At 69.6% G+C, this 26,659-nt stretch carries 28 protein-coding genes and 2 pseudogenes; 16 read left to right on the top strand and 14 right to left on the bottom strand.

What is annotated here, in order from left to right:
- The first annotated feature begins 2 nt into the window (after positions 1 to 2).
- The 8 genes from LUX31_RS00235 to LUX31_RS00200 all read left to right on the top strand — a co-directional run bounded on the left by LUX31_RS00235 (position 3) and on the right by LUX31_RS00200 (position 9,273).
- Positions 3 to 974 carry an ABC transporter permease gene (locus LUX31_RS00235; protein WP_235472466.1) on the top strand — a complete coding sequence of 324 codons (972 nt, stop codon included), beginning with the start codon at positions 3 to 5 and terminating at the stop codon, positions 972 to 974.
- Positions 971 to 2,419 (top strand): ABC transporter permease, encoded by a 1,449-nt coding sequence (locus tag LUX31_RS00230; RefSeq protein ID WP_235472465.1) that lies wholly within the window; start codon positions 971 to 973, stop codon positions 2,417 to 2,419. Before LUX31_RS00235 ends, LUX31_RS00230 begins: the two co-directional genes overlap by 4 nt.
- Positions 2,416 to 3,402, top strand: a complete 987-nt coding sequence (locus LUX31_RS00225; protein WP_235472464.1) for an ABC transporter ATP-binding protein — start codon at positions 2,416 to 2,418, stop codon at positions 3,400 to 3,402. The genes LUX31_RS00230 and LUX31_RS00225 overlap by 4 nt, the downstream gene beginning before the upstream one ends.
- Positions 3,399 to 4,121 carry an ABC transporter ATP-binding protein gene (locus LUX31_RS00220; RefSeq protein ID WP_235472463.1) on the top strand — a complete coding sequence of 241 codons (723 nt, stop codon included), beginning with the start codon at positions 3,399 to 3,401 and terminating at the stop codon, positions 4,119 to 4,121. Before LUX31_RS00225 ends, LUX31_RS00220 begins: the two co-directional genes overlap by 4 nt.
- On the top strand, positions 4,118 to 5,152 hold the full coding sequence (locus tag LUX31_RS00215) for a P1 family peptidase (RefSeq protein WP_235472462.1): 1,035 nt from the start codon (positions 4,118 to 4,120) through the stop codon (positions 5,150 to 5,152). The genes LUX31_RS00220 and LUX31_RS00215 overlap by 4 nt, the downstream gene beginning before the upstream one ends.
- Complete coding sequence (locus LUX31_RS00210) at positions 5,122 to 6,207, top strand: C45 family autoproteolytic acyltransferase/hydolase (RefSeq protein ID WP_235472461.1); 1,086 nt, start codon at positions 5,122 to 5,124, stop codon at positions 6,205 to 6,207. The genes LUX31_RS00215 and LUX31_RS00210 overlap by 31 nt, the downstream gene beginning before the upstream one ends.
- The gene (locus LUX31_RS00205; RefSeq protein WP_235472460.1) at positions 6,192 to 7,967 is read left to right on the top strand and encodes an MOSC domain-containing protein; all 1,776 of its coding nucleotides are present in this window, start codon (positions 6,192 to 6,194) and stop codon (positions 7,965 to 7,967) included. The genes LUX31_RS00210 and LUX31_RS00205 overlap by 16 nt, the downstream gene beginning before the upstream one ends.
- Positions 7,968 to 8,031: 64 nt before the next feature.
- Entirely contained in the window at positions 8,032 to 9,273 is a 1,242-nt protein-coding gene (locus LUX31_RS00200; RefSeq protein ID WP_235472459.1) for a MalY/PatB family protein, read from the top strand.
- 8 nt (positions 9,274 to 9,281) lie between these two features.
- Here LUX31_RS00200 and LUX31_RS00195 read toward each other — a convergent pair whose 3' ends face one another.
- Positions 9,282 to 12,365 carry a glycoside hydrolase family 18 protein gene (locus tag LUX31_RS00195; RefSeq protein ID WP_235472458.1) on the bottom strand — a complete coding sequence of 1,028 codons (3,084 nt, stop codon included), beginning with the start codon at positions 12,363 to 12,365 and terminating at the stop codon, positions 9,282 to 9,284.
- Positions 12,366 to 12,499: 134 nt separating this feature from the next.
- Entirely contained in the window at positions 12,500 to 12,631 is a 132-nt protein-coding gene (locus LUX31_RS37400) for a hypothetical protein (RefSeq protein WP_268828094.1), read from the bottom strand.
- Here LUX31_RS37400 and LUX31_RS00190 point away from each other — a divergent pair, their 5' ends adjacent.
- Positions 12,632 to 12,958: a hypothetical protein gene (locus LUX31_RS00190; RefSeq protein WP_235472457.1), complete on the top strand. Its 327-nt coding sequence runs from the start codon at positions 12,632 to 12,634 to the stop codon at positions 12,956 to 12,958.
- Between the two features lie 44 nt (positions 12,959 to 13,002).
- Here LUX31_RS00190 and LUX31_RS00185 read toward each other — a convergent pair whose 3' ends face one another.
- The 4 genes from LUX31_RS00185 to LUX31_RS00170 all read right to left on the bottom strand — a co-directional run bounded on the left by LUX31_RS00185 (position 13,003) and on the right by LUX31_RS00170 (position 15,099).
- Positions 13,003 to 13,392, bottom strand: a complete 390-nt coding sequence (locus LUX31_RS00185; RefSeq protein ID WP_235472456.1) for a fic family toxin-antitoxin system, toxin component — start codon at positions 13,390 to 13,392, stop codon at positions 13,003 to 13,005.
- Positions 13,389 to 13,688 carry a type II toxin -antitoxin system TacA 1-like antitoxin gene (locus tag LUX31_RS00180; protein ID WP_235472455.1) on the bottom strand — a complete coding sequence of 100 codons (300 nt, stop codon included), beginning with the start codon at positions 13,686 to 13,688 and terminating at the stop codon, positions 13,389 to 13,391. Before LUX31_RS00180 ends, LUX31_RS00185 begins: the two co-directional genes overlap by 4 nt.
- A gap of 86 nt (positions 13,689 to 13,774) precedes the next feature.
- Positions 13,775 to 14,059 (bottom strand): hypothetical protein, encoded by a 285-nt coding sequence (locus LUX31_RS00175; RefSeq protein ID WP_235472454.1) that lies wholly within the window; start codon positions 14,057 to 14,059, stop codon positions 13,775 to 13,777.
- Positions 14,060 to 14,091: 32 nt separating this feature from the next.
- A complete protein-coding gene (locus LUX31_RS00170) occupies positions 14,092 to 15,099 on the bottom strand; it encodes a S66 peptidase family protein (RefSeq protein WP_235472453.1) in 1,008 nt (335 codons plus the stop codon).
- Positions 15,100 to 15,366: 267 nt separating this feature from the next.
- On the opposite strand from LUX31_RS00170, the pseudogene LUX31_RS00165 reads away from it, so the two are divergent.
- A pseudogene (locus LUX31_RS00165) lies at positions 15,367 to 16,325 on the top strand (DUF1152 domain-containing protein).
- A gap of 38 nt (positions 16,326 to 16,363) precedes the next feature.
- Here the strand turns inward: LUX31_RS00165 and LUX31_RS00160 are convergent.
- The 3 genes from LUX31_RS00160 to LUX31_RS00150 form a co-directional block, all read right to left on the bottom strand.
- Positions 16,364 to 16,810 carry a nitroreductase family deazaflavin-dependent oxidoreductase gene (locus tag LUX31_RS00160; RefSeq protein ID WP_235472452.1) on the bottom strand — a complete coding sequence of 149 codons (447 nt, stop codon included), beginning with the start codon at positions 16,808 to 16,810 and terminating at the stop codon, positions 16,364 to 16,366.
- 771 nt (positions 16,811 to 17,581) lie between these two features.
- Positions 17,582 to 18,340: an FG-GAP repeat domain-containing protein gene (locus LUX31_RS00155; protein ID WP_235472451.1), complete on the bottom strand. Its 759-nt coding sequence runs from the start codon at positions 18,338 to 18,340 to the stop codon at positions 17,582 to 17,584.
- A 469-nt stretch (positions 18,341 to 18,809) separates the two neighbouring features.
- Positions 18,810 to 18,995, bottom strand: coding sequence for a hypothetical protein (locus LUX31_RS00150; protein WP_235472450.1), 186 nt, complete (start codon positions 18,993 to 18,995; stop codon positions 18,810 to 18,812).
- Between the two features lie 656 nt (positions 18,996 to 19,651).
- Between LUX31_RS00150 and LUX31_RS00145 the strand changes: the two genes are divergently transcribed.
- From LUX31_RS00145 to LUX31_RS00135, 3 genes are all read left to right on the top strand, one after another.
- On the top strand, positions 19,652 to 19,915 hold the full coding sequence (locus LUX31_RS00145; protein ID WP_235472449.1) for a hypothetical protein: 264 nt from the start codon (positions 19,652 to 19,654) through the stop codon (positions 19,913 to 19,915).
- Positions 19,916 to 20,156: 241 nt separating this feature from the next.
- On the top strand, positions 20,157 to 20,567 hold the full coding sequence (locus LUX31_RS00140; protein ID WP_235472448.1) for a Fic family protein: 411 nt from the start codon (positions 20,157 to 20,159) through the stop codon (positions 20,565 to 20,567).
- On the top strand, positions 20,564 to 20,965 hold the full coding sequence (locus tag LUX31_RS00135) for a DUF5958 family protein (protein WP_235472447.1): 402 nt from the start codon (positions 20,564 to 20,566) through the stop codon (positions 20,963 to 20,965). The genes LUX31_RS00140 and LUX31_RS00135 overlap by 4 nt, the downstream gene beginning before the upstream one ends.
- Before the next feature lie 272 nt (positions 20,966 to 21,237).
- On the opposite strand, the gene LUX31_RS00130 is transcribed toward LUX31_RS00135, so the two are convergent.
- From LUX31_RS00130 to LUX31_RS37615, 3 genes and pseudogenes are all read right to left on the bottom strand, one after another.
- Complete coding sequence (locus tag LUX31_RS00130) at positions 21,238 to 21,951, bottom strand: AAA family ATPase (RefSeq protein WP_235472446.1); 714 nt, start codon at positions 21,949 to 21,951, stop codon at positions 21,238 to 21,240.
- A 202-nt stretch (positions 21,952 to 22,153) separates the two neighbouring features.
- Positions 22,154 to 22,333: pseudogene (locus LUX31_RS37620) on the bottom strand (ribonuclease E activity regulator RraA); the annotation flags it as partial.
- A gap of 12 nt (positions 22,334 to 22,345) precedes the next feature.
- On the bottom strand, positions 22,346 to 22,738 hold the full coding sequence (locus LUX31_RS37615) for a hypothetical protein (RefSeq protein WP_328285635.1): 393 nt from the start codon (positions 22,736 to 22,738) through the stop codon (positions 22,346 to 22,348).
- Between the two features lie 301 nt (positions 22,739 to 23,039).
- Between LUX31_RS37615 and LUX31_RS00120 the strand changes: the two genes are divergently transcribed.
- Positions 23,040 to 23,447, top strand: a complete 408-nt coding sequence (locus LUX31_RS00120) for a hypothetical protein (protein ID WP_235472445.1) — start codon at positions 23,040 to 23,042, stop codon at positions 23,445 to 23,447.
- A 757-nt stretch (positions 23,448 to 24,204) separates the two neighbouring features.
- On the opposite strand, the gene LUX31_RS00115 is transcribed toward LUX31_RS00120, so the two are convergent.
- Both LUX31_RS00115 and LUX31_RS00110 read right to left on the bottom strand, forming a co-directional pair.
- On the bottom strand, positions 24,205 to 24,426 hold the full coding sequence (locus LUX31_RS00115; RefSeq protein ID WP_235472444.1) for a helix-turn-helix domain-containing protein: 222 nt from the start codon (positions 24,424 to 24,426) through the stop codon (positions 24,205 to 24,207).
- On the bottom strand, positions 24,426 to 24,917 hold the full coding sequence (locus LUX31_RS00110) for a DUF2975 domain-containing protein (RefSeq protein ID WP_235472443.1): 492 nt from the start codon (positions 24,915 to 24,917) through the stop codon (positions 24,426 to 24,428). Before LUX31_RS00110 ends, LUX31_RS00115 begins: the two co-directional genes overlap by 1 nt.
- Positions 24,918 to 25,209: 292 nt before the next feature.
- Between LUX31_RS00110 and LUX31_RS37610 the strand changes: the two genes are divergently transcribed.
- Both LUX31_RS37610 and LUX31_RS00100 read left to right on the top strand, forming a co-directional pair.
- A complete protein-coding gene (locus LUX31_RS37610) occupies positions 25,210 to 25,548 on the top strand; it encodes a hypothetical protein (RefSeq protein ID WP_328285634.1) in 339 nt (112 codons plus the stop codon).
- 378 nt (positions 25,549 to 25,926) lie between these two features.
- On the top strand, positions 25,927 to 26,625 hold the full coding sequence (locus LUX31_RS00100) for a TetR/AcrR family transcriptional regulator (RefSeq protein WP_235472442.1): 699 nt from the start codon (positions 25,927 to 25,929) through the stop codon (positions 26,623 to 26,625).
- Positions 26,626 to 26,659 lie beyond the last annotated feature (34 nt).

The raw sequence follows: 26,659 nt of genomic DNA, 5'->3' as shown, positions 1-26,659 counted from the left end.
CCATGGACCACATCCGCTGGCTCCTCGGCCGTACCGCCACCGCCGCCCTCACCCTCTTCGGCGCCTCGGTGCTGATCTTCGCGGCGGTCCGCGCCATGCCCGGCAGCTACACCGACCTCGTCCTCGGCCCGCTCGCGAGCCGCGCCGAGAAGGCGGAGGCCGCGGCCCGCTTCGGCCTCGACCGGCCGGTCGTCGAGCAGTACGGATACTGGCTACGCAACGCCGTCCAGGGCGACTTCGGCACCTCGCTCGCCGCCCGCACCCCGGTCGCCGCCGAGTTCGGCGACCGCCTTCCGGTCACCGTCACCCTCACCGTGCTCGCCCTCCTCCTCACCGTCGCCGTAGGCGTTCCGCTCGGCGTGTACACCGGTACCCGGGATGGCGGCGGACGCGGGGGAGTGCCGGGCCGGCTGGTCAGCGCCTTCGGCATGAGCCTGCCGGAGTTCGTCCTCGGCAGCCTGGTGGTGTTCCTGTTCACCCGCTACAGCCTGGGCCTGACCGTCGGGACGTACGTCCCCTGGTCCCAGGACCCGCTCGGCTCGGCCGGCTCCCTGATCCTGCCCGCCTGCGTCCTCGCCGTGTTCTGCGTCGCCGCGACCGCCCGCACCACCCGTGACGCGGTGCTCGGCGTGCTGGTCGAACCCCACATCGCGGCGGCGGTCGCCCGTGGCGAACCGAAGGGATTCATCGTGCGCCACCACGTCCTGCGCAACGCCGCGGTCCCCGTCCTCACCCTGGTGGCCACCCTCAGCGCCTATCTCCTCGGCGGCACGGTCATCGTGGAGCGCCTCTTCAACGTCCCCGGCCTCGGCTCGTACCTCGTCGACGGCCTCGACCGCCGCGACTACGCGGTGATCCAGGCGGGCGTGCTCCTCGCGGCGACCGTGTTCATCACCACCAACCTGCTGGTCGACCTGGTCAGCGGGCTGATCGACCCACGGATCGGCACGGTCGGAAAGGAGGCGACGGGATGAGGAGGAAGGAACTCCGGCCCCGCCCGACCCGGAACCCGGAGGCCGACCCGACCGCGCGAACCGCCGGGACGGCGACTCCGGGCGCCGAGCCGGCCGCGTCGAACGTCGACGCGACGATCCCGGGTGCCGTGTCGGCCGCGCCGGACGTCGGCCCGACGGCTCCGGGTCCCGAGTCGGTCGCGTCGAACGTCGACGCGACGATCCCGGGTGCCGTGTCGGCCGCGCCGGACGCCGACCTGACGGCTCCGGGTCCCGTGTCGGCCGCATCGAACGTTGACCTGACGGCCCCGGGTCCCGTGTCGGCCGTACCGGACGTTGACCCGACGGCCCCGGGTCCCGTGTCGGCCGTACCGGACGTTGACCCGACGATCCCGGGTCCCGTGTCGGCCGCGCCGAACGTCGGCCCGACGATCCCGGGTCCCGTGTCGGCCGCATCGAACGTCGACGCGACGATCCCGGGTCCCGTGTCGGCCGTACCGAACGTCGACGCGACGATCCCGGGCGCCGTGTCGGCCACGTCGAACGTCGACCCGATGGCCCCGGGTCCCGAGTCGGCCGCGCCGAAGTCCGGCGTGGCCGACACGGGTGGATCCCTCCCTCGCCGTATCCGCCGCGCGGCAGCCATGCGCGGCTACGACGGGCTCTTCCGCGCCGCCCTGTGGGTGCTCGTCGTCCTTGTTCTCGTCACCCTCGTCGGGCAGCTCGCCGACGTCGGAGGTCGCCCCGACGCCATCGTCGGACCGCGCCTGTCACCCCCGGCCGCGAGCTGGCCCCTCGGCACCGACAACCTCGGCCGCTCCCTGCTGCCCCGGCTGTTCCAGGGCGTCGGCACCACCCTCCTGCTGTCCGCTCTCGCCGTCACCTGCACGGCGGTCATCAGCACGGCTCTCGGCGTCCTCGCCGGCTACCGGGGCGGTCGTACCGCCGAGGTGATCCTGCGGATCGGGGACGTGCTGTACGCCTTTCCCGCCATCGTCCTCGCCGTCCTGGTCGCCGCCGTCCTCGGCCCCGGCCGTACGGCGGCCCTCGCCGCGATCGTCCTGGTGACCGTCCCGCTGATGACCCGCATGGTCGGCATCGCCGCCCGCGCGGTCGTCCGCCGCGAGTTCGTCACCGCCGCCCGGATCAGCGGCGTCCGCGCCCCTACGATCATGCTCCGGCACATCCTGCCCAACGTCGCCGGCACCGTCGCCGTCCAGGGCACCTACGCCCTGTCCGTCGGCATCCTCGTCGAGGGCGGCCTCAGCTTCCTCGGCTACGGCGTCCAACTCCCGGACGCCTCCCTCGGGTTGCTCATCCAGGAGGGCGGCCTCTACATGGTCGGCGCGCCCTGGCTGATCGTCGCCCCCGGAGTCGTCCTGATCGCCGCCATCATGGCCGTCAACCTCATCGGGGACAGCCTGCGCGACCGCTTCGAACCCCGAGAGACGAGGTCGCTGGTATGACGACACCGTTGCTGGAGATCGAGGACGTCGTCGCCGAGTACCGCACCGGCAAGCGCGTCGTCCGCGCCCTCGACGGCGCCTCCCTCACCGTCGGCCGCGGCGAGACCGTGGGCATAGTCGGCGAGTCCGGCTCCGGCAAGTCCACCCTGGGCCTGCTCGTCGGACGCCTGCTGCCGAAGGCCACCGTGTTCCCGCGCGGCCGGGTCCTGCTCGACGGCGAGTCCGTGCTCGACCTGCCCGCCGCCCGCCTTGCCCAACTCCGCCGCGACCGGCTGGCGTTCGTCCCGCAGGACCCCGTCGGTGCCCTCGACCCGACCCTGCGCATCGGCCGCCAGCTGCGGCTCGCCCTGCGGGCCACCGAGGCGGACCCGGCCGCCCTCCTCGACGGCGTCCGCATCAACGACCCCGAACGCGTTCTGCGCCTGTACCCGCACGAGATCTCCGGCGGCATGGCCCAACGCGTCATCGTCGCCATGGCCATGGCCCGCAAACCGGACCTGCTGATCGCCGACGAACCCACCGCCGCCCTGGACACCCAGGTCCGCGAGGAAGTGCTGCGGCTGCTGTTCGGGCTCGCCGCCGAGATCGGCACCACCGTGCTGTGGCTCAGCCACGACCTCGGCGGAGTCGCCCGCCGGTGCGCGCGCATCGCCGTCATGTACGGCGGCCGCGTCGTCGAGGACGGAGCCACCGCGCAGGTCCTCACCGCACCCCGGCACCCCTACACCGCAGCCCTGTCCGCCGCCGACCCCGCCCGCGCGAAAGACGGCACCCGCCTGCTCACCATCGGCGGCACCCCACCGGTCCTCACCGAGGACACCCCCGGCTGCGTCTTCTGCCCGCGCTGCCCCTCGGCCGCCGACGACTGCCGTACTACCCGCCCGGCACCCCGCACGGTCGAGAGCCGGACGCTGCTGTGCCACCACCCGGCCACGGCAGCCACTGCATCGACCGCGCGACCGGCGAAGGAGGAGGTCCGATGAGCGAACCGGTCCTCGAACTGGACTCCGTGTCCGTCGTGTTCAAGAAGCTCACCGCGGTGAAGGACGTCAGCTTCCGCATCGCTGCCGGCGAGACCCTCGGCCTGGTCGGCGAGTCCGGCTCAGGCAAGACCACCACGGGCTCCGTCGCCCTCGGCCTGCGCCGCCCCACCTCCGGCACGGTCCGCTTCCCGTACGGCGGCCGCCGTACCCGCGCCGGAGAGGTCCAGGCCGTCCTCCAGAACCCCCACTGGTCCCTCAACCCCCGCCTGACGGTGGCCGATTCGGTCGCCGAACCCCTCGCCGCCGCCCAGGGCGGCCGACTGCGCACCCACCACCCAGCGGTCCTGCGCATCCTCGACCAGGTCGGCCTGCCCGCCTCCTTCGCCGAACGGCTCCCGCACGAACTCTCCGGCGGCCAGCGCCAACGCGTCGCCATCGCCCGCGCGTTGATCACCCACCCCAAGTTCATCGTCCTCGACGAGGCCGTCAGCGCCCTCGACGTGTCCGTGCAGGCGCAGATCCTCAACCTCGTCCACGACCTCCAGACCGAACACGGCTTCGGCGCCCTGTTCATCTCCCACGACCTCGCCGCCGTGCGCTACCTCGCCCACCGCGTCGCGGTGATGCGCGCCGGGGAGATCGTCGAACTCGCCGACGCCCACCGCTTCTACGCCACCCCGCAGCACCCCTACTCACGACAGCTCCTGGAGACGCTATGACGCTCACCGAGCACACGGCACCGGCCGCCCGGATCATCCCGCCACCGTCCTTCGGCCCGGCCAAGAGCAACGACGACTTCGACCTCGTCCCGCAGCCCAGCCCCGGCCGAGGCACCGTCGAGTACGACTTCCCCGGCGTCGAGGTCGGCACCGCCCAGTACACGGAGGGCCCCACCGGCACCACCGTCGTCCATGTCCCGGCCGGCGCCCGCATGTTCATCGACGAACGCGGCGGCGCCATCGGCCTCTCCTACGGCGACAAGCAGTACGCCCACGCCATCTGCCTGTCCGGCGGCTCGCTCTACGGACTCGGCGCCTGCGCCGGAGTCGCCGACGAACTGCGGGCCCGGGTGGACCACCAGGTCGGCTGGGACGCCCTCAAGTGCGTGTCGGGCGCGATCATCTACGACTTCGCCACCCGCGGGAACGCCGTGGTCCCCGACGCGGCCCTCGGCCGCGCCGCCCTGCGCCTGGCCTCGGCGGACCGGGTCCCCGTGGGCCGGGCGGGGGCCGGGATCAGCGCCTCCGTCGGTAAGATCGACTGGTCCCGCTGCGAGTTCTCGGGCCAGGGCGCCGCCTTCCGGCAGATCGGCGACATCAAGATTCTCGCCGTGACCGTGGTCAACGCGGTCGGCGTGATCGTCGACCGCGACGGCACCGTCATCCGCGGCAACTACGACCCCGCCACCGGTACCCGTCGCCTGCCCCACCTCGACTACCAGGCCGCCTTCGCCGGCGACGGCCCCACCACCGCGCACGGCAACACCACCATCTCCGCGCTGATCACCAACGTACGGCTCGACGACCGGGCCCTGGAACAGTTCGGCAGACAGGTGCACGGCTCCATGCACCGGGGCATCCAGCCCTTCCACACCAACCTCGACGGCGACACCCTCTTCACCCTCACCACCGACGAGGTCGACCTGCCGACGACCCCCTCCCGGATCGGCGCCCACGCCATCAACTCCGTGGGCCTCGGCGCCATCGCGGCCGAGGTGATGTGGGACGCGATCCTGAGCAGCTCCCGGTGATCGCCCGCCACCTCACCGACACCGCCGACCCGGCGGAACGCGGCCACACCGTCGGCACCGCCGACCGGGCCCGCATACGCAGGAGCATCACCGAGTACCGGCGGCTCTTCGAGGCCGTACAGGTCGATCCAGCCGTCCTCCCGTCGTACGGTGAACAGGCCGCCGAGGAGATACGGCGCTGGGCGCCCGCCCTGCACACCGAACTCGTCGCCCTGGCCCGGGGCGCGGGCGTGGAACTGTGGCAGCTCGGGATGCTCAACGCCCGCACCGAGATCCTCGCGACCGTCGGCGCCACCGCCGACGGCGAGTGCACCACCGCCGTGTACGTCGGCGGCCCCGGCGCCCCGCACACCATCCAGACCTGGGACTGGCACGAGGAGTTCACCGACACCAAGAGCCTGGTCCGGCACACCGGGGTGCGGACCTTCACGGAGGCCGGCATCCTGGGCAAGATCGGCCTCAACTCGGCAGGCCTCGGGCTGCACTTCAACATCCTCAGCCACGCCGCCGACGGAGCGCGCATCGGCGTCCCGGTGCACATCGTGGCCCGCCGGATCCTGGACGAGGCCGCCACCCTCGCCGAAGCCGTCGACATCGCGCGGTCGGCGGACGTCTCGGCGTCCACCGTGCTGACGGTCGTCGCCCACGACGGACGGGACGGTGACGCCGTATGCGTCGAACTCAGCCCGGCCGGAACCGCCGTACTGCCCCCGGACAGCGACGGATACCTCCTGCACACCAACCACTTCCTCGATCCCCACCTCGCTACCGGGGAGCTGGCCGCACCCACCGCCGGGACCTACGCCCGGCTCGAACACCTCGCTGCCCGGCGGAAGTTGCTCGCCTCGCCCGACCCGGCCCGCTGGACCGAGCTGCTCGACGTCCACGAGAGTGACGGCGCCCCGGTGTGCTGCCACCCGCAGCCGGGACTGCCGTTCCAGCAGCAGTGGCGCACACTCCTCACGGTCCGGCTGGACCTGGCGGAGGGGCGCTTGAGCTGCCACGACGGCGGTCCGTGCACTGCTGGGGAGGAGTCGACGTGGGAGCACTTCTGACGGCCGTGTACCGGTACCCCGTCAAGGGACTGCCTGGCCAACCGCTGTCCCATGCCGAGCTGACGGTCGGTCAAGGGCTGCCGCTGGACCGTGCTTTCGGACTCTCCGAGGGCGCGGAGGGAGCCAGGGCGAACGCGAACGGCTGGATCTCCAGCGAGGTCCTGCTGCGCCTGCGCAAGCATGCCCAACTCGGCGCCTACGGACTGACATTGGAGCCGGACGCGCTGCGGCTCACCGCCCCCGACGGCCGTGAACTGCGGATCGCCCTGGACGGCGGCGACCTGAGGGAGACCGACGCGCGGATCCGTGACCTGCTCGGGCCGGTCCGCCTGGAGCGCCCCGGCGCCGCGCTGTGGGACTGGCCCGACGCACCCCTGTCCGTCATCAACCTCGACACGGTGGAGGCGCTCGCGGAGGCGGCCGGAGTCCCGGTCGACCCCCTCCGCTTCCGGGCCAACCTCTACGTCTCCGGCCTCGGCGCCTGGAACGAACTGGAGTTGCCCGGACGCCGAGTCCAACTCGGCGCGGCGGAGCTGGAGTTCACGTTCCCCACCGAGCGCTGCCGTGCCACCACCGTCCGCCCCGGAACGGGGGTGCGCGACCTGAACGTCCCGGCGCTGCTGGCGTCCCGCTTCGGGCACCTGTACTGCGGGGTGTACGCCCGGGTCGTACGCGGGGGCCGGATCGAGGTGGGGGACCGCCTCGTGCACCGGGGGAGCGCACCCGCGATGCCCCGGTACGCCGCCCGTCCGGCCGAACCCGGCCGCCCTCGGTGGGCCGAACTGATCGGGCGGACCGAGGAGAGCCCCACCGTCACCACCTTCGCCTTCCGCGACCCCGCCGGGGCCAGGTGCCGCCCCGGCGAGCACCTCCGCCTCCATCTCACGGACGAGGAAGGCCCGTTGTGGCGCTGCTACACCCTCACGGGGGCAGCCGCCGAGACCGAACTGCGTATCAGCGTCAAACGGATCGCGGACGGCCGTATGTCACCCTGGCTGCACGCCTTGCCGCTCGGCTCCCGGGTGCTTCTGTCCGGCCCCTACGGCGACGAGCCGGCGCCCTCCGTTCCCGACCGCCCGCTCCTGCTCGCGGCGGCGGGCATCGGCATCACGCCCGTGCTCCCCGTCCTGCGTGACCTGCTGGAAACCGCCCCCGAGCGGCAGGTCACCGTACTGAACGTCGTCCGCAGCAGCGCCGAGACCCCATTGTGGGAGCCGGTGCTCGAACTCCTTGCGAAACTGCCTCACTCGACAGCACGGCTGTACGTCACCGACCCCGGGGCCGAACTGCCGTACGGCGCAAGCCCCGGCCGTCCCACCACCGCGGACCTGCGTGAACTGGCGGCGGACGGGACGGTGGAGGCGTACCTCTGCGGCCCGCCCGGCTTCGTCGACACGGTGCGCGGGGCGCTGCTGTCCGCAGGCGTCCCGGGCGACGCCGTCACCGACGAGCGTTTCCTGTCGCCGAGCCCGGTGGCCCTCGACGAACGGCCACCGCCCGAGCCCGGCCCGTTCACCGTGAAGTACACGGCGAGCGGCACGCGCACCACCTGGACCACGGACAGCGGCACGCTCCTCGACACGGCCGAGGCCGCGGGTCTCAAGCTGCCCTCGGCCTGCCGCGCGGGCGCCTGCGGAAGCTGCCGCCAGCGGATCACCGGCGAGGTCGCACACCTCAGCGAACCAGCCGTACGACTGGACACCGACCAGGCGCTGCTGTGCTGTGCCGTGCCGGTCGGAGACGTGGAGGTGCATGCGTGAGCGCGAGCGGGTCGGGATCGAAAGAGGCGGATTTCATTGAGGCCCCTTCGCGTATTTTGGCCGCATGGACACCTCTCCGCGAGAAACTCCTGTCCCCGACGGCTCGAACCCGCTGCGCAGCCTCTCCCTGGAACAGCTGAGGAAGCGGACGAGCATGAAGTGGCGCACCTACCCGGACGACGTGCTGCCGCTGTGGGTGGCCGAGATGGATGTGCCGCTGGCCGAGCCGGTCGCGCGGGCCATCACCGACGCGGTGGCGCTCGGGGACACCGGATATCCGGCCGGCACGGGATACGCCGAGGCGCTCGCGGAGTTCGCGAGCAAGCGGTGGGGCTGGGACGGCCTCGCGGTGGAGCGTACGGCGATCGTGCCCGACGTGATGCTGGGAATCGTCGAGATGCTCAAGCTGGTCTCAGGTCCGGGCGATCCGGTGATCGTCAACTCGCCTGTGTATCCGCCGTTCTACCAGTTCGTCGGGAACATGGGCAGACCGATCGTGGAAGCCCCGTTGGGCCCGGACTTCCGGATCGACTTCGCGGCGCTGGAGGAGGCGTTCGGGCGTGCCATGAAAGGTGGTGGGCGGCCCGTGTACCTGCTCTGCAGCCCGCACAACCCGACCGGCACCGTGCACACCGCCACCGAGCTGGCGAATGCCGCGCGACTGTCCCGGACGTACGGTGTGCGCGTCGTGGCGGACGAGATCCACGCCCCGCTCCTGGCCGGAGCTGCACGGTTCGTCCCGTACCTGACCGTGCCGGGTGCCGAGGACGGCCTGTCGCTGATGTCGGCGTCGAAGGCATGGAACCTCGCGGGTCTCAAGGCAGCCCTCGCCGTCGCCGGGCCTGGCGCGTCGGACGACCTGGCCCGCATTCCCGAAGAGGTCAGCCATGGCCCCAGCCACGTCGGCGTCATCGCCCACACGGCCGCCCTGCGGGACGGCGGGGACTGGCTCGACACCTTGCTCGCGGGCCTCGACGACAACCGCCGTCTGCTGGCCGACCTGCTGGCCGAGCATCTCCCGGCCGTGCGCTACGAACCGGCCCAGGGCACGTACCTGGCGTGGCTGGACTGCCGAGCGCTGGACCTGGCCGGGGACCCGGCGACCGTCTTCCTGGAGCGCGGCCGGGTCGCCCTCAATTCGGGGACGGGCTTCGGCACCGGGGGAGCGGGCTTCGTACGCATGAACCTGGCGACCTCTCCCGAGCTGATCACGGAGGCGGTCCGCCGGATGACCGTGGCCCTCCTCGACGGCGGGGGCGCTGCCCAACACATTGGCGGCGCCCCCGCGTTGCGACCTGAACAGTGAAGCCCGAATCAGGTGGGGTCTGTCTCCGGGTCCCGCGTGGCCAGCTCGCCCGCTGCCCACATGTCGCGGGCGCGCTGCAGGCAGTCCTCCTCGGATTCCACGTCGTCCGCCAGCTGAAGACCGATCCTGTTGTTGATCTCGTCCGCCCGGTTGTCCTCATCGGACCCAGGGCGGCCGATCTCGTGCGCGTCGCCCATCGCCACGGCGAACTCTTCGCCCAGCCTCTTCTTGAGCAGACACTGCCAGTACACATGGCGCACGGCGTTCTGTTCCTCAGGCTCCGTCATGTGTTCGACAACCTGGTACACCCTGCGGTGGATCCCGAGCCAGTGGAAGAGATTGGCGGGGTACTTGAGAATGACCTGGTACTCCTCGTAGGAAATATTCTTCCCCACCAGGTAGACATACTTTTCGAGGGCGGTGAATCCTTCTTCCTTCAGGTCCTTCATCACCTTCGACAGGATTCCCGCGGCTTCCGCCATGTTTCGTGAGACGGAATCCATGGTGCCTGAGTTCGAGAACCCCAGCCAGCCGACTCCGGTGACGGCCAATATCAGGGCTCGGGTGGCGATGCCCAGCGGGAAGGGGACCAGGAGCGTGATCGCCGCCACACCCAGGAATGCCGCGACCTGGCCCGCGCTGATGTCCCGGGGCTCGATGTCGCTCAATTTGCTGAGTTTCTGCCAGGTCTCCACCATGGAGTCGAAGACGTCCGCATTCGGAACGGTGTCGCATTCGCAGCGGAAATCGACGCCGCTCGGGACGTTCATGTGCATGGTCCAGTCGCCCGCTTTGGGATCCTTGACGATCAGACATCGCACCGAGGAACCGGACATCAGGACGAGTTGATTGTCGTCCTCGACGGCCTGGTCGTAGGTGTTTCCGTCGGGATCCTGGAGGGTCATGACGACCCCCTCGGGAAATTCGAGCGATTCGCTGTTCCGAGTGATCATCGAGTAGAGGTAGGGCGTCCCCTCCCCGACGGTCATCGTGGTCGTCAGGTTCACCTGGGCCACGTTGGGCTGGGTGGGGAAGTCGTCGATCAGGCAGTAGGAGCAGTCGTTGGGCCCGGCGGCCTGCGTCACGAGCGAGGGCATGGTGCTCGCCTCGTCACTGACATCGAAAAGGCCGTAGAGGCCGGTGACTCCCTGGTCGTCGATCTCCGTCGGCTGGTCGAAGTACTGACCTGCGACGAGCGCCGGAGTCTGCCTCGCGCCGGCTTTCCAGTCGTCACTGAGCGAGAGGCCCCACAGACGCGAGCGATACCGAGTGAACCCGGACGGCGCCCCGTCCTCCGTCTCCATGTGACCCCAGTACCAGGCCGGAACGTCGTCCGATTCGACGACGTCGAACTCGCCCCAGAGCCCCAGTGCCCCCTTGTCCACGATGCGGGTCGGCCGGTTGAAGTACTGCCTCCTGATCACCGCAGGAGAGCGTTGGGCAACGGACACCCAGTCGTCGCCGTCGGGGATGTTCCACAGTCGGGCCGAGAACTGCCGCACACCGGACCGGATGATTCCGTCGTCCTGGAACTGGAGGTAGTCGGTCGCGTGGCCCAGGAACCCGATGGAGTCCCACAGACAGCCACTGGCCACCGGGACCGGCGGGTTCGTGACGGGCTCGGGCTCGGGGTTGCCGGAGGCGCGGTAGAGGGCCTTGATGATGCTCTTGCCGTCTTCCCAGACGTCATTGGAGAGTTCCCAGATTATGACGCCCTGGGCTCCCACGTCCTTGAGGAAGTTCAGCTTGGTGACGGCGGTGGCCGGGGTCTCGAAATAGATGTTGTGGGCGTACGGGTAGTCGCCCGGAGGCAGGGGCTCGCCCAGGGCGGGCCGGGGTGTGGATCCGGGAGTCTTGATGTTCGCGTTCGCGGCGTTGTGCGCGTCCGGGAACGCGTCCAGGATCTCCTTGTACCGCAGCGTCTTGTATCCCGGGGGCACTTCCCCGGTCAGGTCGTCCGGATCCTTCGCGGCGGTGAAGTCATAGCCGTAGATCGGCACTCCGGCCGCGAGCTTGTCGCGGGCCACGCCGTGCCCTGTCCCCTGCCAGTTCACGAAGAGCGGGTTCGACCAGTACCAGAGGGAGTCCTCCACCGACCCGATCGGGTTGTTCTCCACGTTGTCCGCGCCCGAGGACGAACCGCCCGTCCGGGGCCCCGGCCAGGCGCCCTGCTGTTCGGGAAGGTACGACTCCTGGTAGACGTCCGCCTCGCGTACGTCCGCGGTGTCCTCGCCGCGGATCTTGAGCAGGGCGGTGTGCGGGCCCACAGGGGACCGGTCCCACGACCCGGTGAGGTCGTAGGTCATGACCCCGAGCCAGTCGACGTGGTCCGCGACCGCCGGGTCGTAGTTGTTCCCGTACCACGACGTGCCGAAAATGGCCGCCGAAACGATTTTGCCGGGCATGGCCTGCTTCAGTTTCTGAGCGAACAGCGTCAGACCCCGCCCTGCGGGATGCGGTCCGTCACTCTTCAACCGGCCGCCCTGGTCCGGCTCACCGGGTTTGCCCCACCAGCACTCCAGATCGAGGTCGACACCGTCCAGGCCGTTGGCGGTGACGAAGTCGGCCACGTTTTGCACGGCCTGGTCGAGCTGCGGGGCGGCGGGATTGTTTCCCACCGCCGTCATCAGGTCGAGGAAGGCGTAGTCGTTCGCGCCGCCCAGCGCGACCATGATCTTGGTGTCGGTCAGGTTCCCGGCGATGACGACATCCGGGAGAATCGTCTTGATCTCCGCCAGCGACGCGGAGTCGAACTCGCCGAGGCTGCTCTGGCTGAACGTCAGGAACGCGATGATCCCATGCGTGATGTACTGATACATCTCGCCATTGCCGTAGTCGAATCCCTCGGCTTTTCGCCAGGTGGGTATGTAGGCGATGACTTTCGCCTGCTGGACCGGCGTATGGGCGCTCTGGTCGTACAACTCGTCGAAGAACCGCCAGCCATTCGTATTGGCGTCGCCGATCCCCGGCTCCGAGGCCCAGAAGGCGGCGCGGAAGATGTTGCCCTTGTACTTGGTGACGGCTCCTGCCTGATATCCCTCGGGTTTCGAAACCCATTCGGGGACATCGGGGTAATCCGAGGAAACGCCCATGGAAAACTCACTTTGATCGATGACTTGGATGACTTGAGCGTACGGATCGATCGGGACCGCAGGGGAGTCGCGAGGGGTCGGTGTTGCGCCAACTTGGTCCCAGCCGGCGAGCCCTTTCAGTGAGAGTTCGGGGATCAGTCGGCGCCGAGCCGCAACAGGATCTCGGCCACCGCCGTCAGTGCGGTCACCATCAGGTCGTGGCCTGAATCGACCACCCACGTCCGCTCGTTGCCTGCCAGAGCCTCCGCGGTGCCGGGCGGTGCCATGTGCGAACAGCGGCCGACGGCCCCGCCCTGCTGGTCGGCTGCGACGGCAAGAACCTCTGCATCCCTGGCCCCGCCGACGCACCACTCGGCGAGACGATCCTGACCGAGCCCGCCAGAACCCTGCGGATCCTCACCATCGGCGAGTACGTAGAGGTCTACGCCGACGGCGTCTTCGTCCTGACCACCCTGTGCTACCCGGGCCACCCCGCCCCCTGGACGGCGGTGACGGACGGACACACCCGCACGATCCCCGTCCGCCCGGTGCGGCTGCCCGACCCGGACCGGGACGATGCCTCGGCCGTATGGCCCGGACCGATGCCGAGCTGAAGGGCGACGCCGACGCGGTGGTGCGGGAACGTGCGCCTGTGTGCTCAGTCGGTGTCCCAGGTGCGCAGCCGACGCGCGATCTGCGCGACGCCCGGTGTGCCCGCGGCTTCGTGGGCCAGAGCTACGGCGTCCTTGGGCCGGTACGTCAGCCGACGGCCGTTGAGCGCGAGGTAGGCCTCGCAGGAGTGCCAGGCGAAGGCCTCGTTTGAGTGCTCGAGACAGGGCAGCTTCACCAGGGTCTGCAGCAGTGCCGCGGCCTTCAGGTACGGGGATCCGTAGATGTCGCGGTCCATCGCGTGCGCGTTGACGCGCCCGACGGCCGCGTAGAGCGGGCCGTAGTCGTCGACCTGGGGATCACCGTCGAGGAGTTCGGCCGCGTGCAGCAGGAACTGCAGGTCGAGGGGGTGGGGGTGCTGGGGATTCGGCTGGTTCACGCGGCGTGGTCCTGCTGGCCGGGCTCCAGCTCACGGCGGGCCTGCCGCTCGGCGTCCCGCTGCTCCGCTGTCGGGTCGGCGACGCTCGGCTCGGCTGCGAACGCCGCCCCGGAGAAGGCCATCGAGCCTCGGAAAGCCTTGAGGAAGGCCTCCTCGACAGCGGTCGCACGGGCATAGGCCGCGGACAGGATGTATTCCTGCAGACTGACCCCTTCCTTCCGGGCGGCGGCCTCGATGGCGGCCCTCTGCTCGGGGTCCGGGAAGCGCAGGTTCATGGCCTTCGGGGAATTCGACATGGTACCGACGGTACCAGCGGTACCATGCCTCTGTCAGGGCGCGGACGGCAACCGTTCTGCCCGCAGAAGTCTCGGCACGGCGTACGTCATTCGTCGCCGAGTTCGACCTCACGGCCGTCGAGGACGTCTGCGCGGGCCCGGGCACCGGCATCGGCACGGCGTACGTCGTCGATCTGGTCGACGGCCTGGTGGCGAAGTCGATGCTGTCGCCGCGACCGGAGCTGCCGCAGGCCCGCTACCGCAGGCTGGAGACGATCCGGCACTACGGGCGCGGCGTTCTCGCCGGCGGCGGCCTCGAATTGTCGGCCGCGCCCCGGCCGCCGGCGACACTCGTGGGGGTCGCCCGGGGAGAGGAGTGGGCCCACTGGCATACCGTTCCCCACGTCGCGCACGGTCTCCGCGCTCAGCCGGACGGCCCGGTCACCGTGAGCGCGCGCACCGCCGGTTCGAGCAGTGAGAGGGCTCGCTGCTGTGCGTCGAGGGCGACGCGGGTGCCGACCGGCATCGGCAGATTCGGACCGGCGTGTCCCACCTCGACGTTGCCCAGGACAGGGATGTCACGGTCGCCGAGGACATCGAGGACAATTTCGCGCAGGGACGGGGACGCGTCGGGCGAGTCGAGTCCGTCGATCGCGGCCGGTATGCCCACGACCATGCCGGCGATTCGATCGAGGATGCCGGCGTGCCGCAGTACCTGTAGGTAGTTCCACACATGCGATGCCTGGCCGCCCGCCTCCTCCCAGAACAGCACCGCGCCGTCGAACCAATCGGGCGGCAGCGCGTAGCACGTCGCCTGGTTCAGCACGATGCGGTTGATCACCCCGCCGATCAGCCGGCCTTCGGCGTGACCGGCACGCCAGCACTCCCACGACGGGTTGGCCGGCAGCGCACCGATCGGCTCCGTACTGGTCAGAAGTGTCGAGTAGAGCTTTTCGAGTTCCGCTCTGCGGGCGGCGGGCGCGGCCTGCCAGCGCCCGCCGAGTCCAGGGGTGGCCAGGTCGGTATGGAACCCGACCAGACCCGTTCGCGCGTACAGCACCAGATGCAACAGCGAGATGTCGCTGTAGCCGAGGATCGGCTTGGGGTCGGCAGTGATTGCCTCGACGTCGATCAGGTCGAGGTAGCCGAACGCCGTCTGGCCGCCGTCATGCGCGATGATCGCGCGGACCTCAGGATCACGCAGAAGACCATTGAACTCCCTCGCGATCTCCGCCGGCGTCGCCGCGCTCCACCAGCGGTGCCGCCCCGCTTCGAGCAGCGGCGCCCGGCGCACGCGGAATCCCATCCGTTCGAGCACGACGACCGCCTGCTCGAGATCGGGCTCGTTCACGGCATGGAGCGGCCCGGACAGCGATGCGACAACGACGAGATCTCCGGGCCTCAGGGCGCGGGGCCGAAGCAGTCGAGGCAACTGAGTAGGGATCACCGAGGCAGTTTTACGACCCCCTCGACAACATGCCACCTATTTGTCGATCACCTGCCCAGCAGGGCGGGTGACGGCTGCCGGGGCAGAACGCGCGAGGCCCCAGGGGTGTCGAGGTGGATGTCCGGCGGCTGAACTCATCTCCCGAGGGGCCTCGTTGGCTACGTGCATCCGTGCCCCGTTCTCCCCGTGTGCGTCGAGGAGGGCCGCCCCGGTGCCGGGTCCCGGGTCCCGGGTCCCGGGAGAATGATCGTCATGACGTCTCTCGACTCCAACCCACTTTTCGCTCGGCTTGCCGATGCCGAACGGATCCTCGTCGCGGGCGCGGGTGGCGGCTTCGACATCTACTCCGGTCTGCCGTTGGCTCTTGCCCTCTTGCACCAGGGCAAGCAGGTGCATCTCGCGAACCTCTCCTTCAGCGCCCTCGATGGTCTTCCGATCGATGACTGGGTCGCCCCCGACCTGGCCGCGATCACTCCCGAATCCGCTCTGCACCAGAGCTACTTCCCGGAGCGGACCCTTGCTCAGTGGCTGCGCGGGCAGGGCTACCCGTCCACCGTGTACGCCTTCCCCCAGACCGGGGTGCGTCCGCTGCGCGCCGCCTACCAGGCACTGATCGATCTGCACCGCGTCGACGCCGTCGTGCTGGTCGACGGCGGTACGGACATTCTGATGCGGGGCGATGAAGCCGGGCTCGGTACTCCGGAAGAGGACCTGGCCAGCGTGGCGGCGCTGGCCGCGCTGGACGGTGTAGCGACCCGGCTCGTCGTCTCGGTCGGCTTCGGTGTGGATGCGTACCACGGCGTGAACCATGTGCAGGTACTGGAGAACATCGCCGCGTTGGAGCGCGACGGCGCCTACCTCGGCGCTTTCTCGATACCGCGTGCCACCCGTGAGGGCGCCCTCTACCTCGACGCGGTGACACACGCTCAGCAGCACACGCCGGAGCACCCCAGCATCGTGAACGGTTCCATCGCGGCAGCCGTGCGCGGCTCGTTCGGCGATGTCCGGTTCACTGACCGCACCCGGGGCAGCGAGTTGTCGTGAACCCGCTGATGTCCCTGTACTTCGCCTTCGACCTGCCGGGTCTGGCAGCCCGCTGCCTCTATCTGGACCGGATCGAGGACACCCACCTGATGCGCCAAGTCCATTCGCGGATTGCCGAGTTCCGCGAATCCATGGTCACTCGCCCACCCCGCCGCTTCCCACACTAGTGACCAGGCCGACGGTGCACTGCCCCGGATACCGGGTCCTACTCGCGCGTGGGCTCCAGGACGAAGACGGGGATCACGCGGTCGGTCTTCTCCTGGTATTCGGCGTACGGCGGATACGCGGCGACCGCGCGCTCCCACCACTCGGCCTTCTCGTCCCCGGTGATCTCACGGGCCGTCATGTCCTGGCGTACGGGCCCGTCCTGGAGCTCCACGTGCGGGTCGGACGTGACGTTGAAGTACCAGACCGGGTGCCGTGGGAAGCCGCCCTTCGAGGCCACGGCCGCGTACCGGCCGTCGTGCTCCACGCGCATCAACGGGATCTTGCGGATCTTGCCGCTCCTCGCGCCACGTGTCGTGAGAATGACGACGGGCAGGCCTGTGTCCCAGAGCGTCGTACCCTGCGTGCCGCCCGAACTCTCGTACAACTCGACCTGATCGCGCACCCACTGCGCCGGACTCGGCACGTACTCGCCCTCAAGAGGCATCGCATCCACCCCATCGTCACGTCATCAAAAGTGGTGCCCGACGGGTGACCAGGTAATCCCTGCTCCCGTTCCGGCCGGGTCGGTGATCGCCGACGTCGACGGGGTCCTGGTGCTTGCGCACTCCGAGAAGCGGGACGCCACCGCGCCCGGCAGCGCGGGCTGTGACACCGCGAGCGATCACATCGAGACCCACCTTCCGGCCGGGCCCGATCAGCGGCGCAGGAGGGGGAAGAAGACGTCATCGACGATCTCCTCCAGCGTCGCCTCGGGGACGGGTGCCTGCGTGCGGAAGAGTTCGTGCCGCAAGTGGTACCGGCCTGGCGATCTACTCAGCGGGGAACGACGGACCACGGGAACCTCCCGGAACGGGTGCGGGAACACGGGGACGTTGAGGCTTTACGTATGAAACGATTCAAATCTGTGACGCATGAGGCTCAGTGGCTGATCGGACAGTGGGACGCACGAGGGGACTCGCCGAAGTGCCACCGATGATGGGCGCCTGAAACGGGGTGTCAACCCGTCACGGTCACCGTGAACAGCCCCTGAAATGAAGCCTGTTGGGACCATTGACAGGGTCCCGCGAAGCCGATTCACCTCCCCGGAGGTAGGTATGGACCAGTGCACGATCTCCGCCCGGCCCGCCGGAGTCCCCATCGTGGAATCGAGGCGAGCGACGATGTCCCTGCACGACTCCGACAACGCCGCCGTCACCCCGGTGGGCGACGCCGACCGTTCCTCAGCCTCGCGTGCACGCACACGCACCAGCAGAGGTCAGCCCTGGCCACCGGCCTTCCCGCAGTCCGGGTAGAACGTGCTCAGGCCGGAGCCGGGCATGTTGCTCGGGGTGTCGTCATCGGTCTGATCCGCGTAGACCCTGTAACCGCCCGTGTCAGCGGTCGCGTCGGCGAGTCCCGTGTCCCCGTCGCCGAGGCGTGCCTCCGTCTGATACACGCCGTCGCCGGCGTAGCTGAACACCGCGAGGTCGGGGTAGGGGTCGTGATCGTAGTCGGCCACGGTGATGCCGCGGGTTTCGCCGAGGTCGAGCTGCCGGGTGCGCTGTCCCTGTCCGGAGGACGAGAAGGGGCCCGAAACCAGCTGGTCCACGGTCGGCTCGATCGCATCGTCTCCCTGTATCTGGCCGGTGGCCACGACGACCAGGTCGCTCCATCCATCGCCGTCGAAATCGGCCACCGCGGCCAGTACGTCCTTCTCGCCGCTGCCGGAGCGGCCGACCAGCTTCCGTACGCCGACCGGGGAGCCGTAGCCCGTCTCCTTGCCGAACGCGACGGTCAGTCGGGCACCGGTGTGGGAGGGGTCGGAGACACGGTCGGTGAGGCCGTCGCCGTCGAGGTCCGCCAGCAGATCCCCCGGCGGCGTCATGCACGAGGGGACCGAGGGGCTGCCCGTGGGAAGTGGAGGTGCCCCCTCGACGACCTCACCGCAGGCGCCGAGCAGGACCACGGCCGACACCAGACCGGTCGCCCGCCGGAACAGCTGCGCACGCTCGCTCGGACGAGTCGTTGTTCGCATGACTGTGACAAGCACCTTTCAGACCACTCGGACCACGGGAGATGACCGCTGAAGCCCCGGGCCAGGCGGCAACGCCACCGCCAGGAACGGCCGAGCCTACTGACTCGCACCAGGCGCCGATCGAGGGCCCCGCGCCGGATCGGACCTTCCGCCGTCCAGCCCTGCACACCGAGGGCACGGCCGTGGCTGGACCTCGAACTGCCATGCTCACAAGCGCCGGAGGACGCGGCTGTGACCTCGATCGCGGAACCCCTGAGATCGTCCACCGCGCCCGCTGCGCGTACAACGGCGGGACGTTTCGCGGACCTTGCCACGGATGCGGGTTCCCGATCCGAGGATCGGAGAGGGGGCCTCGGCGAGCATGCACAGAAGCAGGCTGGTCACCGAACAACTTGCCGGCCCGCCGCCTGGAGGGCGGCGAGTACCGAGCGATGGCCGGGCCTGTGCCGTCGCTCGTGCGCTGCGAGGCCTACGGCACCTTGAACTCGATCTGGGTGATGGCCGGCCCGTCGCCGGTGACCTGGCCGTCAGTGATGGACTCGGTCCAGGAGCCGTCCTTCTGGAGCTTCGCCAAAACGGTGGGGGAGAGGCTGACCGTGATCTGGATGCCGCCCCCGGCGGACGGGGCGCGATCGATACGAACGTCATTGCTCATGCCGACGAAGCTACCTCCAACACGCCGGTCGGCATGGGCCGTTGGCGTTTTGCCCAAGGTCATGAGGCTACGGGCTGATCGGTCCTGCCAACACTGAACAAGGCCACGGCCGGTCGGGGTGGGGGAACCTCACGCGCCTGGGGTCAGGCCCTTCTCGACTGAGGATCATTTTCGGGTGCGCTGGCGCCCCCGCTCGGAAATGGGTTGGAGTTCGTACGGCTGCGCACGGCAGAGTGGCGTGGTGAGCGAACTGTCGGCACGCACGTTGACCTGGGAAGAAGTGGATCCGTCACGGCATCCGTTCGAGTTGGACGAGGATGCGGCGGATACATTGGCCGGTCTTGTGGCACCCCTGCTGCCCAGCCCTGAGGCCGTCGAAGAGCTTTGGTGGCGCTCGTTGGACCCCGTCACCGAGTTGCTGGTGGACCGGTACGGCCGGTGGGCCTGCGGCTGGAACTGGTCGGTGGGTGAAGGCGACATCGACGGCGGGGTCGTCGACGTATGGTCCTGTGCCGCCCATACCCTGACGACGGCGGCCGCGACCGCCCCGTTGGCCGTCGCGGCCCTGCTCGAATGGCGTGACTGGATCGAGGACCTGGCAGAGAGCTTTCTCCGCCCTGGCGCCCCCGTCGCACTCGGCCGAATCCTCGTCCCTGGTGGATCCATGGCACTGGGAACGCGCGTGCACGCGGCTGGTGACCGTGGTGGCCGACCGGACGCGGGCCGAGAGCGCCTGGTACGGACACTGCCAGCAGGTCCTCGGTTGGTTCCTCGCCTACAACGGCATCGACGAGGAGCGAGCCCGGGAGATCGTGGAAAGCGCGGTTGGGGGCCGGTTCGGCAGCTGGATCGCACCGGACGTCGTCGTGGTCGACGCGGTGAGCTCGCGGTTCGCCCGGACCGTGGACGAGAACCAGTGACGTCCGGGTCCGGCCACCAGCAGGACGCCCTCGCCGACTGGCTGCGCTTCGTACGCGGATCTCCTGGCCGTGCTGGAGCGGCACCCGCCCCGACGCGGGAGCACCGGCGCGCGACGGCTTCCGGGACTTCTTCACCACCACACGCGGCAGCCGGGACGCCGAAGAGACCGAGCGGATCCTGACCGCGCTCGATCTGGCCCTCGCCGACGCGGAACAGGGCAGGCGGCTGAGCTTCGCCCTCATGGCGAACTGGCAGCGGACGGTACTGCGTCGTCCCTCGGTCGGTTTCCGCACGGCGCCGGCCTTCGCGAAGGGCGGACGGGAGCGCTACGGCCTCACCCCCGATACGCCGGCGCGGTTCGCGCGCCGCCTGTCCGAGAGCACTCGACCGGACCTGCCCCTCCCCTCACACGCCGCCTGGACCTACCTCGACGTCCTGTTCTTCCATCCGTTCGAGGACGGCAACGCCCGCGCAGCCATGCTGGCACTGGCCTTCGTCCTCGCCCGCGAAGGCGTCCACCTGGACCAGGTGCACCCCCTGCAAGCCACCCGCTGGGCCGACGAAGCCGAGGGCGCGGCCGATCTGGCGGTGCTCCTCGGAATCCTGATCTCCGCGACGGAGCGCCGCCTCTCCAAACAGAGGCAGCCATGACCGAACGAGACGTCATACTCAACGAACTCGCCCAGGGACTGCGCCCGATGGCGCAGGGCATCGAGTGGTTCGACGCACTCGTCCCGGAGAAGCAGTCCGAGACGCTGCTGTTCCTGCGTCATCACTGCGTCCAGGCCCGCGCCGTCGCCGAAGACGGACCGGAGAGCATCCGCCGTGCCGGGCTGCGCCCGACGCATACGCCCGCGGTTCTGATCACCTGCGGCCCGATCGACCAGCAACTGGGGAAGATCGCCCGCCTCGCCCCCGTCGACGAACGCCGCAAGGCGTTCCGGCTGCTGGTCGCGGTACTGGCGGTCGCGGACGAACGGCGCCGCGAGCGCTTCTGCTCCGGCGTATGCGGTCACTGGTGGCACAGACTGGACGTCGCTGACGGCTGATGACGAGTCCACGGCCACTTGGTTCTCCGCCCCTGGACTCCGCCTGCGGCAAGCTGGGCTGACGGCCGAATGGTGGTTGCACATCCGGCAGAAGACGCTGGCCGAGCGAGGCGAACACCGATCCTGCATGAGTCATCGGATCCGCACAGCGAGGACGGGTCCGCTGCCCCGTGCGGTCGTAGGGCAGCTTGTGCGAGACCCGGCACGAGAGGCAGACATACGAGAGCCGGGTCTTCTGCATCGCCCGTGTGACGAGGGCTGAGGGGGCCCGTCTACGGTTCGACGATGTGCCGCAGGTAGGTGTGCGGGTCGGCGAGATAGCGGCGCCAGTGGTCCACGACGTCGAGTTCCCGCCAGGCGACGCTCCGCATGCCGTGTTGGCCGATCTCGATGATGTCCGCGCCCGGCAGTGCGGTCAGCAGGGGTGAGTGTGTGGCGCAGATGACCTGGCCGCCCTCCTTGGCCAATCGGTCGATGTGCCCGATCAGTTCGAGGCACGAGGAGAAGGAGAGTGCTGCCTCCGGCTCGTCGAGAACATAGAGCCCGGCGTGGAGGAACTTCCCGCGGAACGCCGCGAGGAAGCCTTCACCGTGGCTGACATGGTCGGGGGAGAAGCCCTCCCTGTCCAGGGCGTCCAGCGCGGTCTCGGCGCGCAGGAAGAAGCCCTTGCGGGCCGACCAGCTGGTGGCCATGCGGCGCCCGCGCCCTGAGGCGGCGTCGAATCTCATCCGCTCGCCGAGCGCCGACTTGCCGCGCGGGGAGGCGTAGCGCCAGTCGTGGGAGCCGCCGTAGGAGTCCAGGCCGAACCCCTCCGCCAACGCCTCGACCAGGGTCGACTTCCCCGAGCCGTTCTCACCGACCAGAAAGGTCACCGGCGCGGTGAACCGCAGGCCTTCGTCGAGCAGCTGCCGGACACAGGGCACCGACCAAGGCCAGGTGTCCTCGTCGTACGAGGAGAGAGGGGCATACGCGCGTTCGACAATCACGCAACCAGTGTCGCCTGGCCTCGGAAGGCGTACGTGCACCGTGTAGCCGGCTCCGCGCCAACGACAAAGCCGATCACCGACATCCGGCAGCGAGTATCGCCAGGGGAACTGGCGGCCCCCTACCGCACGACTCCTGGGCCTCATCATGACGCCCTGCGCGCGGGGCCCGGACCGAGGTGACGGCCGCGGCCTCCGCCGGGAGTCAGGTGGTCGGCAGGAGGACGACTCCGTCGTGGTCGGCGTGCAGGATCTTCCGGGTCGTGAAGGTGATTCCGCCGAACGACACGGGTTCGTCGACCGAGCCCGCGCCCGCCTTCGCGCTCTTGCGGGGGTTGGTGCCCAGGGCGTGGATGCCGATGTCCATGCCGGCGAGGAGGGCGCTGTCGCGGACGGCTCAGGAGAGGGTGCGTATCGGGCCGGCGAAGGAGTGAACAGCTCCGTACGAGGTGAACTGCACGTCACAGACGCGCAGTTGGTCGCCGTACTTGTCGACGAGGTCGGCGGAGTCGGCGTGGCCGAGCCGCCACACCGCTGTCGCTCCTAGGCTGGTGTCGATGTGCTTGCGCATGATCTCCGCCGCGCCGGCACCGTCTCCGAGCGCGGCGCATTCGACGAGTGCGTCGTGCTCCTTGGCCTTCTGGTCCCGGGCGGCCTGGTCCCGCTCCGTACGTAGCGTGACCTGGGCATGATGGTTCGCGCGGAGTGGGCGGGGGACCGGGGCGACGACTACGAGGCGGCGGAGCGCGTCCTCGACGCGGTCGGCATCGAGCTGGGCTCCCTGGACCACGTCTCCACTGCCGACAGATCGTGCCGCCCGTTCCGTTGGGAGCATGCGGCGACGGAGGCAGCCGGACGGCTGCCGGCCTCCCACGCCGCAGTCGCCTTTTCCGGCGCCCACGTCTTCACAACTACGGCCTGCGGAGGGGCAGTTGGGGTATCCGCGTGTTCATGTACGTGTTGTTGTCCCGACGGGGCTTGCAACCTACCGTGCCCATGACAGGAGGTACGGAGAGCCGGTTCTGGCTGGTCATCGGCTGACGGCTGTTGTCTGCGCCGGTTCGGCCGACTCGAGCAAAGGGAGAGTGTTCATGACGTTGCGTTTACGTCTGTCGACCGCTGCCGCCGCGGTTTCGCTTGCGGCCTTCGGCGTGGTGGGTGTGTCTGCCTCGCCCGCTTCCGCGGACCCCGCGACCTGTTTCGGCTACACCGGAGAATTCAACGAGACCGGAGCGCGTTTCGTCGACTGGATCTATGGGCCGGACGAATGCTTCGGAGTGGCACCCTCCGGCAGCATCTGGCATACCTGGGCCGGTGCGGGAGGCTGGAAGGAGATGCCGGGCAACGGCCATGCGTACGCCATTTTCGACGCCTTCGAGAACAGTGCCGGCAAATCCATCAAGGTCATAACGGCAAACGACACGTTCTATTGCAGCTATCTCGACTACGCGACGAACACATGGGGCGCCTGGTACAGGACCTACACCGACCACTGCTGAGCCGCGCCACTGACTGCTTCGCCCCGTCGATCGTCTGGTCGGCGGGGCGACCAGCGTCGAGACCAAGACTGCGGGGAAGGCCGACGGTTGCGGCTGGAGCGGCACACCGGAGAACAGAACCCGGCCCGCAGGCCGGCTTCCGGCCGACGCCGTTCACCACAGGCCGGGCCATACCGAGCAGGAGCCGGGCCGTCACCATCAGCCACACGACCAGGCCATGGCCCGCCGGGGATCACTTCAGCGACTTCATGAGAGTCGGGTGATCTGTCACCCGGGTCGAGAGCTGGCTTACGCCTGTCTCATTCCCGTACGCCTGATTCCGCGAGACGCTTCCACCACCGCGCACGTGCGCCCGGGCGCACTCGCCTGCGGGCGGTACGCCGAGGTCATGGGCGAACGAAGCGCTTGCCCGGGCGATCTGCCCGATGCCCGCTGGGAGTTGATCGAGCCGACGCAGACATCGAACTGATCCTGCGCCACCCGTACTTGAAAGAACGTGGCGATGGCCGTGAGCAGCAGTGTGCCGGGCGGTTCGCCCATGGAGTCCTTGCAGGTCACGGCACTTCTGTTCATCGCGGCTGGCGAGACCTGTGCACGGTGGTTGGCGGATCCGGGACCCGAACCGGGGACGCCACCAGCTCCGGGATGCTCGCGGGATTGGTCAAAGGCGGGCGGGATCGGCGATGACGCGTCGGCAGGCACGGTCGTCCACGCGGATCGCGGGGCGTCGAAGAGTCCATGATCTTGGAAGGGCGCGTCATCCGGCGGCGGCGTCCTCGGCCTCCCAGCGCAGCAGGTCGCCCGGCTGGCACTTGAGCACCTCGCAGAGCGCGGCGAGCGTCGTGAAGCGCACCGCCTTGGCGCGGCCGTTCTTGAGTACCGCCAGGTTGGCGGGTGTGATCCCCACGCGGTCCGCGAGTTCGCCCACGGACATCTTCCGCCTGGCCAGCATCACGTCGATGTCGACGGTGATCGGCATCAGATCACCTCGTCCAGCTCGGCCTGCATCTGTGCCGCTTCGACGTCGCGCGCGACGGCCTGGGCGAGCAGCATCCGCAGTACGAGCACGATGAGCGCGACCCCCAGGATGGCCAGGCCGACCCCGGCCATGATGACGGTGACACCCGGGTCGTCCCGTTGGCCCGGCGCGTTGACGGCCGTGACCGTGAACCACACGAGGGCAGCCGCCACGATCGCGCCGATCACGCCGTCCACGTAGCGGAAGGCGGCGTGGGAGAACACGGTTCCGCGTCGCACCATCGCCACCAGCCGCCATACACAGACCAGGGCGACCTGGACCGACACCATGCCCAGGATCGTGATCACGCGCAGCGCGGTCAGCGGGAGCGACCCGTCCTCCGGGTCGCTCCCGCTGACCAACACCCACACCATCAATGCCTGTACGAACACGGTGCCGGCGAGCACCACCACGAGCACGGCGCGCAGCGCACGCACTGTCAGCTTTCCCACGGCCCGTCCTTCCATCGAATGGCGATGGGAATCTATCGAAAATCGATAGGTTAAGCAAGTGGGACGGAGGGTGGTGGCGGGTTCGCAGGGCGGCGGGATGCCGCCGTCTCTCATGGCGCGGCGGTTGCGTGAACCGTCTTGATCCTGTCGAAGTCCCCTGGGTGTCAACCACCAAGACCAGGTGTCACCTGTCTCGACAAGTTGCGGCAGCTCTGGAGGTCGACTCGGGGCATTCGTCAGCCAGCGTCAACATCCACGGCCTGCCGCGAACCGTCTCGACGGCTGGACGTCAGTGCACACCGCGTCCGGCTACTCGGCCCGTTATGGCGCCTCCCTGCCTGCGGAGCGGGGGACGCCGTCGCCGGCGTCGTCCGTCGATCCGCCGGCCCCGCGCCGGGACCGGGCCCGTACACCCGTGCGCGGCGGCGCACACGTGGTGGAGTCGGCGCTACGGGTCCGCTTCGCGCGGCCCGGTGGGCGAGGTCGCCCGGTGTCCGCGCGCACGCCGAGGCGCCGGTGGTCCTGGCCGGTGCTGCACGCGTGCGCCGACCGCGGTCTGGTGGTGATGCTCGGTCCGGCCCGCGAGCCCGTACGGGCCCTGTCGGCCGGGCGGGCGGACCTCGCCGAATAGCTGCTTCATCCGTGGCGGGAGCCGGCCGGGGCGTCCTTGCGGCTGGAGGTGGTGTGGCTGGGGCGGGAAGGCGCCGGGCTCGGGTCCCTGCGCCTGGCCGTGCGGACGACCGGCCTGGCCGACCGGCTGGGTGTGCGCGGTGTTGACCAACTCCGTCCGCTACGCCGATGCGGTTCAGCACCGGCTCGCCGACGTGCTGGACGCGGCGCGGCTGCTGCCCCCAAGAAAACGACGGCGCGGAATTTCGTCGCCTCTTTGCTCTCGCGGCCGGAGTCGGCAGACCAACGCGCTGGTGCACTGTTCCAAAGTGGGGCCGTGCGCCACTTTGGTACGGCGCACCAATTTGGATCGCTGTACCAAATGTGGCAACATCGAGGCGTGACGACGCGAGCACGCCGGCCACAGCGGCGCAACCAGGTGCTCTCCCGGGAGCAGATCATCGGCACTGCGGTCGAGATGCTCGATGCGGGCGGCGAGAGCGCGCTGACCATCCGGGCGCTGACCGAACGGCTGGCCACCGGTTCCGGGGCGATCTACTACCACGTGGGCACCCGTGACGAGCTGCTCGACACGGCGACGGAAACCGTGATCGGTGCGGCGCTGGCGACCCGGCCCGCCGGGACCGCGGCCACACCCGGGGACGAGATCCGTGTCGTCGCGCTGGCCCTGTTCGACGCGATCGCCGCACATCAGTGGCTCGCTACGCGGCTGACCCTCCAGATCGTCCGGAATCCGGTCGGCCCGGTGACGGTGGGGATCTTCGAGCGGATCGGCGGGCAGGTGGGCGCCCTGGGTGTGCCGCGAGCCTCCTGGTTCGACGCGGCTTCGACGCTCGTGCACTACATCCTCGGAGCCGTCAGCCAAAACGCCCGCATCGAGGGGGACACCTCAGGGATCGACCCCAGCGGGGATCGCGACGAGTTCTTCGACGCGGCGTCGACTGCATGGCAGGGGCTCGACCCGGAGGCGTACCCGTTCATGCACGCCATCGTCGGCCAGATGAGAGAGCACGACGACCGCGAGCAGTTCCTCACCGGCATCGCCGTCATCCTCGACGGCCTCACCCGTCTGCGCTGACCCGGCCTATCTGGCTGGGTGACCCCATCGTTCG

Origin of the sequence: Streptomyces sp. GQFP (genome assembly GCF_021545335.1) — a bacterium.
GTDB lineage: Bacteria > Actinomycetota > Actinomycetes > Streptomycetales > Streptomycetaceae > Streptomyces.
Note: the sequence above shows the minus strand (reverse complement) of the source record. Positions and strands in the feature narration are given on the sequence as shown.